The organism is Planococcus sp. MSAK28401, from assembly GCF_018283455.1.
GTDB classification, from domain to species: Bacteria; Bacillota; Bacilli; order Bacillales_A; family Planococcaceae; genus Planococcus; species Planococcus alpniumensis.
In genome coordinates this window covers 53,189-67,706 of record NZ_JAAMTH010000009.1, presented here as the reverse complement: position 1 = coordinate 67,706, position 14,518 = coordinate 53,189, and the positions used below count along the sequence as shown (strand labels likewise).

The following is a 14,518-nucleotide window of genomic DNA, read 5'->3' as shown; positions in this document are numbered from 1 at the left end:
TGGTACCACATTACGTTCGTAAAGAGGTTGTTTTATTGAAGAGGAGGAATTCTAATGCAATTTAAAGTGACTTGTTTCTTTAATGAACCGACCGAGCGATTATTTCAAATCCTAGAGAAAAAACACTTCATGAGAACGCGCAATAATACTCTTACATGGAGTCACAAGAAAAACTCATTAGAAATTGTTCCTTTTTCAAGTCCAGGAAGAGAAACGAACGGGTATCGGTTTTATTACGAAGGTTGCAGCGAAGTCTTCGAATTTGTTTTCAATAACCTCGCAGGTAAATTAGAACCGATGATTACCGGAGTTGAATGTACGATCTCTTCTAGTCTGAAACAAAAACAATTGATTCAGTTGGCCAAAGAGACTCGCTACAGAGATTGTAGTATGCCCGGTCTTTATGAAATGGAAGGCGTGGGCATTGTCCTTATGAAAAATGGAGAAATCAATTTCCAAATGAGAAATCGACGATTTACGATTGGTTCTTTACATGACTCGATTACCAAAATCAATCGAATTGCAGAACCATTGCTTGGCTTACTGCCAGCAGCAGAGAGAAGAAGCCGTAAAGAAAAAGTATTGGCTTAATTTCTTACAACATCTAAGATAATTTAGATCGTCTGGTAAGAGAGGAAATTGATTAGAATCGGTAAACAAAGAGTATCGGCCAAGTGTCGATGCTCTTGTTTTTTTAGGTTGATGATTGAACAGAAATATCATGAATTTTCTTCAATTTGTTTTGACCCATATTGATAGGTAAGCTATAATTTAGACATACTTATTTTTCTTTTTAATTTTGTCGAACGTTACACGTTCTGACGGTGATGACACTAACAAGCCTCTGGGCTGATTTTGACACATAGCTATTTTGCTATGATGACTAATCATTCCAGGGGCTTTTTTGCGTTTTCTTTTAAAAAGAGAATAAGTGAAAAACCATTAGGAAAGGGTGTAATTTTATGAACAACATTCAAAAAAGGGTGAGGCCAAATCCATTTTCACTTGTTGAAAATCCGGTGTATGCCAAAGAGAAAAAAGGAACATTTTCTACGTCAAAACTAAAAGATTGTAGCTTGCGGACTTTTCGAATGGAAATCAATACTTCTGACGGGAAAATCCGCCATTACGGACTTCGTTCTGACAATCAAGAAGATGCTCGCGAACAAGCGATTCAGATGGTAAACGATATGGCTTTCTCGTATGGGGACGAACGTATCATGTGGCGCTTAGCTGGAGATCGACACTGGAGTTTCCAGGGAGCGGTTCACAAGAAAAAGAGCTTGCTTCAAAGAATCACCGAATATTTCTTTGTTTTGGATGATGAAGAGGAAGAAGCTCATTTTAACCACGGAAAGTAAATTTATTTGAACGTGCATAAGTCCACATCTTCGGAGTGGCTCACTGAGAGGGGAACATATCATGATTAATCGCGTAGTTTTAGTTGGAAGACTTACAAAAGATCCGGACCTTCGTTACACGCCTTCAGGCACAGCAGTTGCTCGCTTTACTTTGGCAGTCAATCGTAATTTTACGAACTCTGCTGGAGATAAAGAAGCAGATTTTATTAATGTGACAGTATGGCGTAAACAAGCTGAAAACACGGCTAATTTTTTAAAAAAAGGACAACTTGCAGGGGTTGAAGGAAGAATTCAAACCGGCAGTTACGAAGGCCAAGACGGTAAGCGTGTGTATACCACGGAAGTTGTCGCGGATAGCGTTCAATTCCTTGAGCCACGTAGTCAATCAAGTAAGAAAGAGTCGAATTCAAATGGTGGCCAGTCAAATCAATCGAATCGCACGCAAGAACATTCCTATAGTGGAGCAAGTAATGGTTCCTATAGCAATGGCAGCGGAGCGTTTGAAGTCTCAGATGACGATTTGCCTTTTTAAAGCCATAAGAGTAAAAGGAGTAGCTGCAGAAATGCGGTTTCTCCTTTTTTATTTACCAAAATTACCGTTCCAGTTGGAACGAAGGGAGCTAATTAAATGATGACATTTTTAATGAGAAAAGAAGCGGAACTAGGATGGGTAGAAGTTGAGATTAATAATGAAAAAGATTTGACTCGTGTAGTAGGAAAGCACATCCGAGAGTACGTACTCCCGATGGGAATTCAATTAATTTACGATGAGCAATCTCAATACGAAGGCTCTTATGAGACATTCAGTACGGCAGTTGTCGAAGATGATGGCGATTCACAACCATTTTTCAGAACGGTTCTCTTAGCAGCGATTGGTGAAAACAATAGACTAAAGCCTTTGGATGCTGAACAAGTGAAATGGCTTAATAGTCATTCAGAACTTGTTCAAACACCGTCGGGACAATTTATTGTGAAGATCAATCCGTTTTTTGTAGAAGAGATTGCGCCTGTAAAAATCGAATCTCAATTTCTTGCTAGACAACCACAAGATCCAGGATTTGAGCTGGTGTCTTTGCCTTCACTGAAAGAAAAGCAAATTTATGTAGGCGGGAATATAGATTACATCGAATTGCCAAACGGTATTGAGATAGGTGTGAATGATGAGTATCTCTTTATCTCGTCACCCGATACATTAAATCTTTGCTTAATACAAAAAAGTGGAAGAACACGAAATATATTCGGACCTATCTATTTCTCAGCAACAAGCGATCAAGGGGAAACAATTTCTTTATCTGCTGAAAAAATGAAGTGGGTCCAAGAGAGAACAGAATTAGTAGTAAGTGAAGAAGGTAAACTCTTTATGGTTTTTGATCCTTTCGAAATCATGAAAAAGCCAGAAAAGGGGGCCTTTGAATGAGCTACTTACTAGGATTTCTAACCATCCGACCAGGAGCTATGACATTCAACGACTGGCCGCTCCCAACTCTTGAAATACGAGAGCGTTTTGTAGGAGGCCATTTGGAACGTTTAGAATTAGCCGAAGGTATTGATATCTGGATTAACGAAAAACAGTATGAAAATGCCAGCGTGGACAATCTTAGTCTGGTTATTCAAAACGGAGAGAAAAAACGTCTGATTTTTGGTAATGCGTTTTTCGCAACGACCGATAAGCTTGGGAATTGTATCAGCATGAACAATGAACAAGTAGATTGGTTACGTGCGCATTTACTGACTGGCGTAAAAAATGAAGCGGAATTCTACAAGATTATAGATGTGAATGCCGCTCCAAGAGCAAATGTGGGGGTGAGATCATGAGTCGCTTTCTTGCTAAAGTACCTAACGACAATCAGTGGACTGAAGTTACCCTGCAAAACGACCACGAGATGGACGTCTTTGTCGGCGGTCGAGCAGATGTCATTCCATTGTCGATGGGAATCGATTTGCATTTGAATGATGGTCTGATCACTGAATTGGAGCAGCTTTCGTTCAACTTATTTTTGAGCCACGACGAAGATGTATTTCCTGTTTACGGGAATGTCTTTGTAGCAGACCGAAATGAATCGGGAGATCCAGTTCCATTAACCCGAGAGCAGCAAAAGCATTTGGATGCTACATTTCACGTCATGACGATGCCGAGCGGATTAAAAATCATGCACTTACATCCCGGAGGGTTTCATTGCAAAATGATTGAACCGCTTCGCATACTTGGCGAAGCTTTGGGAGAATCCATATAAAAAAATAAAAGAGCTTCACATGGCCACTAAGCGCTAATGTGAATAAGAGAGGACTAATGACTATGAGCCAAATTGGAAATAAACTAAAAGCGGGATTTTTTGCTACACCGACACGACAAGGGGAATACCTGCGGCAGCTATTGAGTTTTACCGCTGATACAGCCGTTTTAGATCCGACTTGTGGTGAAGGAAAGATTCTTCAGCAACTAGCAGAAGATCGCACAGAGAGAGAGTTTACTGTAAAGACGTATGGGGTGGAATTAGATAAACGGAGAGCCCAAATCGCTGAAGAGCATTTAGACGTAACGGTAGAAGCACCAATCGAATCAATGGTCATATCCAATGATGCTTTTGGTTTCGTCTTTCTAAACCCTCCATATGATCACACAATGGTCGGCTATGGCGATGAACAGTCGGAGCGGAAAGAATACACGGAACTGGTTCGAGGAACGCGCTATTTAGCACCAGGCGGCGTTGTAATGTACATCATTCCATCGTATCGTTTCAGTGATAAAAAAATCGCTAGGTTTCTATCATCTAACTTTGAAGAATCTCATTTGACGAGATTTACGGACGAAGATTATCCGGATTTTCGTCAATGTATCTTCATTGGTCGCAAAAAGAAAGAAACACGAAAGGCCATCAACAAAGAGATGTTCGAACATCTTACCGCTTGCTCGAGCGAGGACTTTGTTATGGACCAAGTGATGACAGTTGAACAACTTGCCGCAACGATCGAACCGCTGCAAGTGCCAACTACTAAGCCGGTAGTGGCCACCTTTTATTCGAGAATTGAAAAGAAAAGTGAATTCATTTCAATGATCAAAGGCAATAAAGGGTTTGCTGCTTTCCAGGAGAGAACCAAGCCTAAGAAACTAAGCATTGGCGGTGAACCAATTATTAATATCGCTCAAGGACAGATGGCCCTGTTGCTTGCGTCCGGAGCGGTCAATGGATTAATTGGTACCGGCGACGATCTCCACGCCGTACAAGGCATGGAAAAGGTTTCTAAGGTGATTACCGAAGAATCGACCGAGCATACGAATATTGTTAAGTCGAGAACCAAGCGTGAGGTTTCGGTTAAAATAATCACTCCGCAAGGTATCGTGAAAAAGCTAGTATAGAACTTAGTACGCTATTGACGAGTATAATAACCATTAGAATACTCGTTAATAGCTTTTTTAAAGTACGAGAAATGTTAATAATTCAAGGAATTGGAGGCAAGCATATGGTTGAAATGAATTACGAAGACGTAATAATGGAACTTGCAGTTCTCGATGCAGTCTGCGAATCAGAAGAGGTGGAATTAGAAATAGCTATTTTCGGCGGTGCTGCTCTATTATTTCACTTGGGAGATGCTGAGTTTCGTGGAACAAGAGATATAGATTTCCGTGTAGAAAAGTTAAATAGCCGTGAAAAACTAAAGACAATCTTAGACAAGACGTCGGGAGTATTTCAGCTGCTAAGTGTATTTCCTGAATGGCCAGACCAAGAAGTTTATCTTCAACATGGGACTCGTTATCATGAAATGGATGGAGTTGCTTTTACTAACTTAAGAATTTTTCTTCCTTCCATAGAAATGTTAGCTTTATCCAAACTTATTTCTAAACGGGAGAAAGATTTGGAGGATTTGAAAACAAAACCGATTATGGAAAAGTGTGACCTTGCCCTGTTATCTCAATTTGTGGAAGAAGGAGAAAGCTTCTTCTTTAATACTTCAGAATTCAACTTTCATGAGTGGGATGATATACTGGCATCAAGAGGAATTGATTGGAAAAGAGAATAAGGTTTTGAAAGGAGAGAATGTGTATGTCGAAATTAATGGATGTTAGACAAGTAGCTAACGAAGAAAAGCGGGATATGTTAAAACGTGGAACAGAATATCGAAAAGTTACAGCGGTTCTAACTTCAGCATTGGTAAACGACTTAGTCTCTTCCGGTCTTTCAAAACCACCTTCCAGAGCTAATTTAGTCCGTTTGGTAAAGCTCAAGTACAATGTGAACGATGAGCGAGCAGAAGACGTGGCTAAGAGCGTAAAGGTACATTTTTCACGAGTCAAAGATCGTGAAAGGCTAGCAGACCTATATGAACAGGCGAGAAAAAGATTAGACGATAAAAATAGAGTTAAAGGAAATGGTGTTCTCAAATAGAGAGCATCATTTTTTTGCCCTAAATGATTTGGAGTTTGATATAATAAGGTTATACATTTTCTTTTGATTTATTTTTGCAAACCTTTTAGGTTTCGCAGGTGACGACTTTATTTAAGCCTCTGGGCTGATTTGATTCATAGCTTTTTTGCTATGTTGACCAATCACCCCAGGGGCTTTTTTGCGTTTCTGCAGACTTTTTGGGTGCCGCATTCGTAGATCGGAGGAAAGTATATTGAATAATTCTATTAGAAGGAGAGATGAAGTTATGAATGAAGGAAACTACTCCGTGTATTATCGTGCGAGGACCAATGATTATATTATTGTCGCCTTTGATGATGAAAAGGACGGAAAGAAGCAACTAGACCTACTCGTTAAAGGCTATTCGACTTTGACGGAAACTGCTTCTTCTTATGAAGATGCCGAAAATTTCATCATGGAATACCTCTATCAACAGATAACCACTTTCAGTATTCAAAGAGGCTATTAAGTAGTTACAGAGAGACAGGAGAGAAAAATATGGTTGAAAAAACAAGCGAATGGTATTGGGTTTTTTATAAGGAATCCACAAATCACTATATCGTATTAGCCGACCAAGATATTGAACGCGATAATCGTTGGATTTTACACCGTGACGATTATGAAGTCCTTACAGATTGTTGCCGCTCCCGGGAACAAGCAGAGAGGTATGGTAAAGAATACGGTTATCAGAGACTAAAGTATAAAACCCGCCCCATTTCATTAAGAGAGGCATGTGAATTTGTAAATGCTCACCATCGGCACCACATCTCCCCGCAAGGCCACAAATTTTCTATCGCTTTATACGATGGAGATATTGTGATCGGCGTAATCATTGCGGGTAGGCCGGTTTCGCGTATGCAAGATAATGGTCTGACTCTTGAAGTCACTCGTTGCTGTGTTAAAGAAGTCTACAAAAACGGAATTACTAAGCTCTATGCAGCCGTTTACCGAGTAGCACAAGCAATGGGTTATGAAAGAATCATTACCTACACACTAGAAACCGAATCGGGAACGTCGATGAAGGCAGCGAACTTTAAACGAAAGCATATCAGTAAAGGCGGTTCTTGGAATTCACCAAGCCGTCAGAGAGAAAATAAGCATCCGCTTGAAGCGAAGTATCTGTGGGAATTGCAGATCAGCTAAAAGTGCGGTGCTTTTTTAATTAAATCTAAAGGAGAGATTAGCTATGTATTCACTATTCGAATTTCTAGATGCAATTGAGGGAGAAAAAGTTAAAAAAGAACAACCTAAGAAAGTCATTTATCAAGAACATTCAAAAACGACATTCCATCCGGACCTTGCTGATTGGCAATCGGTCGAGTATATGCCTGGATTGAAGCAATGCGAAGTGATCGGATTGATACCAGCGGACTTGTTGTCACCAACGGAAGGGAAGTATTCAAGTCTTACTCCGGAGAAGCGACAGGAGCGGGTAGAGATATGGTCAACTTACGTTCGGGCCATCAGCAATGCCATTCCAAAGGGAGACATTAAGACACACTGGATTAATGCATGTGAGCGACTAAGTAAAGCTCGTACCAGCCAAACTCCAATACGGTTAAAGATTTCCGATTGTATGAGCGAACGGTTTGTTGAAATGGAAGTCATCGAATACCTGTCTTCAGAAAAGAGAGGTGCTTCTAATGATTAAAATTCTCGAACTGTTCGGTGGCATTGGAGCCCCACGTAAAGCATTAGTCAATATGGGCATTGACCACAAGGCGATTGATTACGTAGAAATAGATGAAAAGGCAGTACGAGCGTACAACGCATTGTATGACCCTCGATATAAGCCGCAGACGGTTGTGAATTACAATCTAATGCCTGATGTTTTGATTCACGGATCTCCGTGTCAGGACTTCAGTAGAGCAGGAATACGACTAGGCGGAAATGGGGAAGACAAAACGCGTTCATCGCTAATGTGGGAGACATTGAAAATTATCGAGAACATGGGGAATTGGAAGCCGCGCTATGTCATTTGGGAAAACGTGAAGGGTGTATTAGATAAAGACATGATTCACTCCTTCAATAAGTACCTCATACGAATGAGCGAGCTCGGCTATACAAATAGCTTTGAAGTCTTGAATGCGATGGACTTTGGCATTCCTCAAAAAAGAGAACGTGTATTTACCATTTCGATACTCGGCAGCGGTTGTTTTGATTTCTCCAAATTGAAAAAGAAACCCGCTCCAGATATTAAGAACTTCCTGGAATCTAAAGTCATAGGCGATCAGTATAAAATTTCGGTCCCGTCTATGATGAACCGAATCCGTGAGTTTGCATCAGAGGATATGAATTATCGATTCCTTGATGTAATTGATACGCATTGTTGGACTATTAGCACGAGGCAAGATCGTTGTCCAAACGCCGGCATCATTAAAAACGATGATGGTCCGTACCGCTATTTAACGGAGCGGGAATGTTGGCGTCTGATGGGCTTTGGTGATGATGATTTCGACAACGTGTTAAAAGAGTATCCGATGAAGCCAGGGAAGCGGAATGCAACTTTGTATAAACTAGCCGGCAACAGCATCGTCGTTAACGTTTTAGAAGCCATATTTGATGTTCTGTTAAACGAGCAACACGAAGAACCGTTCTTTGCCTTTGAGCCGCATGAGCAGCTTCAACTGGTGTAATAGGGAGACATTAAAACGATTGGGGAGAATAGATAATGAAAAATGAAGAGTTAATTCGAGAGTATCGTGAAGTCAGTAAAGTAATGAAAGAGTTAGCCGCTAGCGGAAAGCTAGAAGAGAGAAACCAATATGTCCCGCGAATTAGGGAGCTGTCTAACCAAATTGATTGGGGATACAGAAAAGGAGATCCAGTAGAACGAAAAACTGGACGCGGATGGGAGGAGGATGTCATTCAAGAAGTGAGGGGTTCGGAAATTCATTTCCGGACTATGATCCTACCGCCAGCCATGATACGACGTCCAATTAAGAATAAAGATAAGAAAAATGCTAAAGACTACGAACAGATCAGTCTATTTTCATAAAGAAAAGGTTCTGCTTTTTATAAGCAGAGCCTTTTCTCTTTTTATATTGTTATAAGTTTTCTGCATCGAAGTGGAAACTTTCTTCTTGAGCCGGACACTACACTGAGCATTTTTTTCCAAATTCCACTCCTAATATTTGTAGCTTCAAATAGTACTCTCTTTTATACTTTAGATTGAGATCTATATGTTAATTAGAAAGATTAAATAAAATAAAGGGGGCCATATATGGACGGTATGAATGATGGTTTAGCATTTGTACTAGCTGTAGGTTTACTAGTTTTTTCTTTTATACACTTTGTGCTAGATAGAGAAAAAAATAAGGAAGCCTCATTGATGAAAACTGCTATTTTAGCAGCGCTTATTGGTGTCGGATATACTCTTTTTATACTTATTATTAGGTTTTTTGTAGGTGATGTTGCACATTTGTATTTCGAGGAGTTTTTGAAATTAATGATACTAGTTTCTCTCCTTGTTGGCTGGCAACCATTAAAACGAACTTTAAAGGCTACTTCCAGTAAAATAAAAAAATTTTTAATAATTTGTTGGGGGATTTTTATAATAGCGTATTCAATCTTGATTGTATTTGCAGTCTTTACACTAAATGAAAAACTAAATTTCTACGTAGATGGGATTAATGATATTTTGGCTGTACTTATTACATCATATGCAGCTTTTACTACGTTTTCATCTGAGAAAACTAGTCAAACTAAAGAAAATAAGTAAGAGTCATTTTATATAGTATGATGAAGCTTTTTAAAAGTGATATTTGCAACTTCTGAAGCGTTTGCTATAATAAAATCATATTAGCGACACAACGGTGTCCGCTGGATTGATCTACCCAAGCTCTTTGGAGCATTTTTCCCTTTAATGGGGAGGAGTGTCTTCAAGGAGCTTTTTTTATTTTGAAAGGAGAGGTTAAGAGATGGAAAAGAAACAAGCTGATTATGTATGTGCAGTAAAGGTTGGGGAAAAAGAATTCGGATACGTTTTGGTTCAGGAGGCGAATGAGCCCAAAATAGAGGTCATCGTGATTGATCACGAAACGGAATGGGTTCGTACGATCGGGGAAGCCGATTGTCTAAAGGGAGCGGGCAGCATTCTTTCGACTGCTTTAGCAGAAGGGTTTGCGTTGAAGGGCGTTGTTCACCAAGCAGCTCAATAACCGCTCCCACCGGTAAAAACGTATGGTATTGTCAAAACTTTTACGCTATACTTAGCTTATAACTTTTCTCTTCTTTTAATTTTGTCGAACGTATTCACGTTCCGACGGTGACGACATAAACAAAGCCTCTGGGCTGATTTGAACCATAGTATCTTTTACTATGCTGACTAATCAACCTAGGGGCTTTTTTGCGTTCTCATAAAGAGAAAAGTTAAAAAATCTTTAGGAAAGGGTGTATTAAATGGCGAAAAAAGGATTTGTAAAAAAATCTGCCGATGAAAAGAAACAGGAGGTCGACCACTTACTTAGTCTTTTGGACAACGGTGTAAAGAGCTTCGAGGCCAATCCAGAAAAATTTAAAGCTTTATTGGAGATGCAAGCGATGTTTCGCAGTTACACATTTCGAAACACGATGCTGATTCAAGCCCAAATGCCGAATGCTTCGTATGTTGCGAGCTTCAAGCATTGGAAAACACTCGGCCGCAGCGTTCGAAAAGGTGAAAAATCTCTTCGTGTACTAGCGCCGCGCTTTAAAAAGGAAAAAGATGAAACGACGGGTGTTGAAGAACAAAAACTAATCGGCTATATCAGCTGTCCTGTTTTTGATATTTCTCAAACCGAGGGCGAACCACTGCCAATCGACGACGTACGCTTGAAACTTGAAGGCGAATCGGATGAAGCAGAAATTATTTATGCGTGGGTTAAGCTGTTGGCTGAAGAAGATGATTGTAGTGTGGAGGTTGCGTTTGCAAATGGTGCAAATGGCTATTACAGACCATCCTCCCATCAAATCGTCATTGATCCGAAACTTACAGTGAACCACAAAGCGAAAACGATGGTCCACGAATATGTTCACTCTCAATTGCATCGCAATGACAACTCGACACAAGAAGAGCGGGAGTGCGTGGCAGAGGGTGTAGCATTTATCGTTTGTTCCTACTTTGGATTAGACACGTCAGATTATTCCTTTGAGTATGTGAATGGATGGTCTAAAGATGGCGGAAAATCCTTAATGAAGTACGGAACCATCATGCAAAAAGCAGCATCTGCCATCATTGCGGATATTGAACGGATCGCCACAAGCCTTCCGACTCCAGCTGCAGAGACAACAGAACTTCAAAATCAAGCATCTTAATCAGATGAGAGACACAGCCGATTGACTGACACGTTGCCGAAAAAGCAACTAACCAGACAATCGGTATTTTTTATTTCAGGGAGGAAATTAACAATGAAGAATACCTATCGTTTAGAGAGTGATGAAAACCCGAAGCTATTAGAAATCTATGTGAATCAGGCATGGCACCAAGTATTTTGCTACGCATTGGCTTTTGAGAAAGTGGAAGGTTACGGGAGAGAAGACAAAATACTGTTTACGATCGTTAGTGGCAGTGATTCAGCATTGCAATCACTTAAAGCAGCCATCGACATTGGCACCAGAAGCGGAATTCGATTCGGATATGGAGAAAAAACTTCCATTGGATTCGAATTCAAAGGCGAGAAAGCCTTAGCTTCTGAAAAAGGAAAGTACACCAAATTTCCAATGACCCTTAGCCAAAATAGAAAAGCGCTCGCTATCGTTCATGAATCTGTACTAAATAACTCCGAATATGTCCTGGCGTTCAACAGCAATCCAGTTTCAGAGGTTTCACAGCTGCTCGGTGGATCTACGTTCGGATTACACATTCTACCTGAATGGGAACAGCCGGTATTAAATGAACTGATGCTTCAAAAGCACTTAGTGGAGCATGACGTTTATTATGATGACCGCCTATTTGAAAATGGTTTATCTCTACTATCTATCAATTTAGAAGAAGAGGCAGCTGACCGTTTTATTGAGAACATGATCAAGGAGCGGAGATTGCAATTCCCTGGCAGCGGAACGGGCGAAAAGGTAGAGGAAATCACGGATTTAACCGGTTATCTTATGGAATACAATGAGCCGATGGTTCAGAAGCTTTCTGACCGGTTTAAGCCTACGCATAACCCGATACATGACCCTGTACTTCCAAGTACACTAGATTACCCTCGCGAGCTATTTCCAGTCCAAGGGCATAGCGTTTCTGCTGTGGCCAAACGATTGCAAAAGCAGAAAGCGGTGATCATTCAAGGGGAAATGTCTACTGGTAAATCTTCAATGATGACGGCCATCGCTGATGCCTATCATTCGCTTAAAGCGAAAGAAGGGTACTTTGCAGCGTTGATGTGTCCGCCATCATTGACAAAGAAGTGGCCACTTGAGATTAAAGAAATCCTTCCGGATGCTGAAGTTCACGTTATAGAAAAAAGTGCTGACCTAATCAGCTATCACCGTGACTGGATGAGAAAAGGAAGAAAGAAACCGACGAAGCCAACCTTCTTCATTATCTCCTTCACAACGATGCGTGGTGACGCTAGAACTGTACCCGCTGTCACGTACCGCAAGAAAGCGAAACTGATGGAAGAGGGCGCTAATGCTGAGTCCGGATTTTTCTGTCATTCTTGTGGGCTTCCGCACCAAGTCGTTGAAGATGAGCAAACGCACATTAATGAAGATGGCTTTGAAGAAGTGACTCAGATTACACATAACATGGAAAGTAGCGATTTCGGCACTTCTAGACGCTTAAACAACGGGGCTTCACCAGCAAATGCGTTTTGCTACCATTGCGGTGATTCGCTTTGGTCCAAGAAAGTGGTAAACCGATATGACGGATTTAAGGACTGGACAACACATGAGAAGAAAATTCTACATGCGGTTCATCAAAACAATCCGAATTATATCAACCACCTTCAAGCAAATCAGAAGAAGCCTGGAGCCGCGACTGGAATGCCAAGAAGAATTGCTGCTATTGAATATATCCGACGGAAGATGAACAATTTCTTCGATATTTCATTAGTAGATGAGGTGCACGAGCTTAAAGGTGGAATGACTGCACAAGGGAATGCTTTAGGATCCCTGGCACAAGCATCCAAAAAGATTGTTGCCGGTACTGGAACTTTATTCGGAGGGAAAGCAGAAGATGTGTATTTCTTGCTGTGGCGCATGTTCCCAAATGACATGGCTTCTAGTGGATTCTCTTATGAAGAAGTCACTAAATTCAATGAAGAGTACGGCAACATCGAAGAGACAACCTATGCTTCAAAAGGTGAATCAAGTGAGTACAGCAATACAAATTCACGGGGCGGTGATCGGCGCTCAACTAAGAAAGTGGTTCCTGGTATTTCGCCTTTCATTTATGGACAATTTCTCATTCAAAACGTGATTAATGTCCGCTTAAAAGATGTATGGCCGGATCCAGTTGATTTAGTAGATACGCCGACGATTTTTGTGCCCATGACAGAGGAAATGAAATCACATTATGATGAAATGATTTGGAGCTTCGAGAACGCTATAGATTCTTGGGATAACGGGAACCAGCTGTACATGCGAATGACGGACTATGGCATTGCCTATCCCGATAATCCATTTAATTTTCCGGATGCAGTGGCTAAGAATATCGAAGGTGAAAGAGAGCTCATATGGGAAGCTCGTCACTTAGATCCGGCCATTACATTGCCCAAAGAAGCGAAGTTGCAAGAAATCATTCAATCAGAAATGGCAGAAGGACGGAAATCGATTGTTTATGTCAAAGACACAGGTTCTTCAGTAGCAGAGCGTGACGTACGTCCACGCCTTCAGCAAAAACTAGAAGAAATCGGTGCGAAGGTATTCGTCTTAGATACCTCATCGACTAAAACTAATAACCGTTCAGACTATCTCAAGAAAAAGATTGAGAAAGAGGGATATGACGTTTGCATTGTTTCACAAGAGCTTGTGAAAGTCGGGTTAGATTTACTATGTACGCCAACGCTTATTTACTATCAATTTAGCTGGTCGCTCTTTACGATCAACCAGTCAGCGAAGCGGGCATGGCGAATTGGACAAGAACAAGAGTGCCGTTTGTTCTACCTTGCTTACGAAGAATGCTATCAAGAGACAATGGCCGAACTGATTGCCAAAAAAAATCGCGCGACGGCGGCTATTAATGGAGACGTTTCTTCCGACGGCCTAAGCGCGATGCTCGGAGATGAAGGAGACCTTCAAACGATGCTCATTCAGTCCGTCAAGAAGGGTGGAGCAGCACTAAAAGGTTCTGCAGAGGAATGGATCAACCAGACTTCAGACCGGGCTCGAGAACTACTTGCAGGTATCGGTAAGAAGAAAAAGGCTGCACCTATTGAGCAATTCAAACAGTGGGTAAATGCCGAGATTGAAGGCGAAACTACGAAAGCTACTCTTTTACAGAACGCTTCTGAGTATATGGCCTTTATTGAACAAAATTTGGTTCCAGGCTTTTCTCTGCAAAATGGACAGCTCAATGTTGATTTAGAAGAGGGAACTGGATTGGACAGAGCTTTCTTTGGAGATGGCGCAATACTTTTCCACTTGTCTAAACCAATGAAAGCGGCTCAATCAGCTGAAAAAGAGAAAGAAGAAAAACAGAAAAAAGACGTCGTTCCTGCTGCCCCAATTGTTATAACGCAGCACGAAACGAAGTCAAAGAGAGCGAAGAAGAAGGTTGCAGAAGGCCAGTGGGCATTCGATCTCTTCGGATAAACCAATTTTGGGAGGAATATT

18 protein-coding genes are annotated in these 14,518 nt (G+C 41.0%); all 18 read left to right on the top strand.

Going from position 1 to position 14,518, the window contains the following annotated elements; all coding sequences use genetic code 11:
* Positions 1 to 54: 54 nt before the first annotated feature.
* The 18 genes from G3255_RS19160 to G3255_RS19075 all read left to right on the top strand — a co-directional run bounded on the left by G3255_RS19160 (position 55) and on the right by G3255_RS19075 (position 14,497).
* Positions 55 to 591, top strand: coding sequence for a hypothetical protein (locus G3255_RS19160; RefSeq protein WP_211656198.1), 537 nt, complete (start codon positions 55 to 57; stop codon positions 589 to 591).
* A 371-nt stretch (positions 592 to 962) separates the two neighbouring features.
* The gene (locus tag G3255_RS19155) at positions 963 to 1,361 is read left to right on the top strand and encodes a DUF6018 family natural product bioysynthesis protein (protein WP_211656197.1); all 399 of its coding nucleotides are present in this window, start codon (positions 963 to 965) and stop codon (positions 1,359 to 1,361) included.
* Positions 1,362 to 1,422: 61 nt separating this feature from the next.
* Positions 1,423 to 1,893, top strand: a complete 471-nt coding sequence (gene ssb, locus G3255_RS19150; protein ID WP_211656196.1) for a single-stranded DNA-binding protein — start codon at positions 1,423 to 1,425, stop codon at positions 1,891 to 1,893.
* Positions 1,894 to 1,989: 96 nt separating this feature from the next.
* Entirely contained in the window at positions 1,990 to 2,778 is a 789-nt protein-coding gene (locus G3255_RS19145; RefSeq protein WP_211656195.1) for a DUF3846 domain-containing protein, read from the top strand.
* A complete protein-coding gene (locus G3255_RS19140; RefSeq protein WP_211656194.1) occupies positions 2,775 to 3,176 on the top strand; it encodes a DUF3846 domain-containing protein in 402 nt (133 codons plus the stop codon). Before G3255_RS19145 ends, G3255_RS19140 begins: the two co-directional genes overlap by 4 nt.
* Entirely contained in the window at positions 3,173 to 3,595 is a 423-nt protein-coding gene (locus G3255_RS19135) for a hypothetical protein (protein ID WP_211656193.1), read from the top strand. The genes G3255_RS19140 and G3255_RS19135 overlap by 4 nt, the downstream gene beginning before the upstream one ends.
* 62 nt (positions 3,596 to 3,657) lie before the next feature.
* Positions 3,658 to 4,719, top strand: a complete 1,062-nt coding sequence (locus tag G3255_RS19130) for a DUF6094 domain-containing protein (protein WP_249222406.1) — start codon at positions 3,658 to 3,660, stop codon at positions 4,717 to 4,719.
* A gap of 104 nt (positions 4,720 to 4,823) precedes the next feature.
* The gene (locus tag G3255_RS19125) at positions 4,824 to 5,381 is read left to right on the top strand and encodes a DUF6036 family nucleotidyltransferase (protein WP_211656192.1); all 558 of its coding nucleotides are present in this window, start codon (positions 4,824 to 4,826) and stop codon (positions 5,379 to 5,381) included.
* A 23-nt stretch (positions 5,382 to 5,404) separates the two neighbouring features.
* Positions 5,405 to 5,746 carry a hypothetical protein gene (locus G3255_RS19120; protein WP_211656191.1) on the top strand — a complete coding sequence of 114 codons (342 nt, stop codon included), beginning with the start codon at positions 5,405 to 5,407 and terminating at the stop codon, positions 5,744 to 5,746.
* Positions 5,747 to 6,011: 265 nt separating this feature from the next.
* A complete protein-coding gene (locus G3255_RS19115; protein WP_211656190.1) occupies positions 6,012 to 6,233 on the top strand; it encodes a hypothetical protein in 222 nt (73 codons plus the stop codon).
* 29 nt (positions 6,234 to 6,262) lie between these two features.
* Positions 6,263 to 6,907 carry an XF1762 family protein gene (locus G3255_RS19110; RefSeq protein WP_249222405.1) on the top strand — a complete coding sequence of 215 codons (645 nt, stop codon included), beginning with the start codon at positions 6,263 to 6,265 and terminating at the stop codon, positions 6,905 to 6,907.
* Between the two features lie 43 nt (positions 6,908 to 6,950).
* Positions 6,951 to 7,415, top strand: coding sequence for a hypothetical protein (locus tag G3255_RS19105; RefSeq protein ID WP_211656189.1), 465 nt, complete (start codon positions 6,951 to 6,953; stop codon positions 7,413 to 7,415).
* Positions 7,408 to 8,400: a DNA cytosine methyltransferase gene (locus tag G3255_RS19100; RefSeq protein ID WP_211656188.1), complete on the top strand. Its 993-nt coding sequence runs from the start codon at positions 7,408 to 7,410 to the stop codon at positions 8,398 to 8,400. Before G3255_RS19105 ends, G3255_RS19100 begins: the two co-directional genes overlap by 8 nt.
* Before the next feature lie 35 nt (positions 8,401 to 8,435).
* Positions 8,436 to 8,762 carry a hypothetical protein gene (locus G3255_RS19095; protein WP_211656187.1) on the top strand — a complete coding sequence of 109 codons (327 nt, stop codon included), beginning with the start codon at positions 8,436 to 8,438 and terminating at the stop codon, positions 8,760 to 8,762.
* A gap of 225 nt (positions 8,763 to 8,987) precedes the next feature.
* Entirely contained in the window at positions 8,988 to 9,485 is a 498-nt protein-coding gene (locus G3255_RS19090) for a hypothetical protein (RefSeq protein WP_211656186.1), read from the top strand.
* A gap of 199 nt (positions 9,486 to 9,684) precedes the next feature.
* The gene (locus G3255_RS19085; protein ID WP_211656185.1) at positions 9,685 to 9,924 is read left to right on the top strand and encodes a hypothetical protein; all 240 of its coding nucleotides are present in this window, start codon (positions 9,685 to 9,687) and stop codon (positions 9,922 to 9,924) included.
* 241 nt (positions 9,925 to 10,165) lie between these two features.
* Positions 10,166 to 11,059: an ArdC-like ssDNA-binding domain-containing protein gene (locus tag G3255_RS19080; RefSeq protein WP_211656184.1), complete on the top strand. Its 894-nt coding sequence runs from the start codon at positions 10,166 to 10,168 to the stop codon at positions 11,057 to 11,059.
* A gap of 93 nt (positions 11,060 to 11,152) precedes the next feature.
* Complete coding sequence (locus G3255_RS19075; protein WP_211656183.1) at positions 11,153 to 14,497, top strand: helicase-related protein; 3,345 nt, start codon at positions 11,153 to 11,155, stop codon at positions 14,495 to 14,497.
* Positions 14,498 to 14,518 lie beyond the last annotated feature (21 nt).

Bases quoted from the DNA above. Each gene is read 5' to 3' on its own strand.
- G3255_RS19140 (WP_211656194.1), top strand. From the start codon at position 2,775: ATGAGCTACTTACTAGGATTTCTAACCATCCGACCAGGAGCTATGACA.
- G3255_RS19085 (WP_211656185.1), top strand. From the start codon at position 9,685: ATGGAAAAGAAACAAGCTGATTATGTATGTGCAGTAAAGGTTGGGGAA.
- G3255_RS19095 (WP_211656187.1), top strand. From the start codon at position 8,436: ATGAAAAATGAAGAGTTAATTCGAGAGTATCGTGAAGTCAGTAAAGTA.
- G3255_RS19110 (WP_249222405.1), top strand. From the start codon at position 6,263: ATGGTTGAAAAAACAAGCGAATGGTATTGGGTTTTTTATAAGGAATCC.
- G3255_RS19130 (WP_249222406.1), top strand. From the start codon at position 3,658: ATGAGCCAAATTGGAAATAAACTAAAAGCGGGATTTTTTGCTACACCG.
- G3255_RS19160 (WP_211656198.1), top strand. From the start codon at position 55: ATGCAATTTAAAGTGACTTGTTTCTTTAATGAACCGACCGAGCGATTA.
- G3255_RS19105 (WP_211656189.1), top strand. From the start codon at position 6,951: ATGTATTCACTATTCGAATTTCTAGATGCAATTGAGGGAGAAAAAGTT.
- ssb (WP_211656196.1), top strand. From the start codon at position 1,423: ATGATTAATCGCGTAGTTTTAGTTGGAAGACTTACAAAAGATCCGGAC.
- G3255_RS19145 (WP_211656195.1), top strand. From the start codon at position 1,990: ATGATGACATTTTTAATGAGAAAAGAAGCGGAACTAGGATGGGTAGAA.
- G3255_RS19120 (WP_211656191.1), top strand. From the start codon at position 5,405: ATGTCGAAATTAATGGATGTTAGACAAGTAGCTAACGAAGAAAAGCGG.
- G3255_RS19080 (WP_211656184.1), top strand. From the start codon at position 10,166: ATGGCGAAAAAAGGATTTGTAAAAAAATCTGCCGATGAAAAGAAACAG.
- G3255_RS19155 (WP_211656197.1), top strand. From the start codon at position 963: ATGAACAACATTCAAAAAAGGGTGAGGCCAAATCCATTTTCACTTGTT.
- G3255_RS19125 (WP_211656192.1), top strand. From the start codon at position 4,824: ATGGTTGAAATGAATTACGAAGACGTAATAATGGAACTTGCAGTTCTC.
- G3255_RS19100 (WP_211656188.1), top strand. From the start codon at position 7,408: ATGATTAAAATTCTCGAACTGTTCGGTGGCATTGGAGCCCCACGTAAA.
- G3255_RS19090 (WP_211656186.1), top strand. From the start codon at position 8,988: ATGGACGGTATGAATGATGGTTTAGCATTTGTACTAGCTGTAGGTTTA.
- G3255_RS19115 (WP_211656190.1), top strand. From the start codon at position 6,012: ATGAATGAAGGAAACTACTCCGTGTATTATCGTGCGAGGACCAATGAT.
- G3255_RS19075 (WP_211656183.1), top strand. From the start codon at position 11,153: ATGAAGAATACCTATCGTTTAGAGAGTGATGAAAACCCGAAGCTATTA.
- G3255_RS19135 (WP_211656193.1), top strand. From the start codon at position 3,173: ATGAGTCGCTTTCTTGCTAAAGTACCTAACGACAATCAGTGGACTGAA.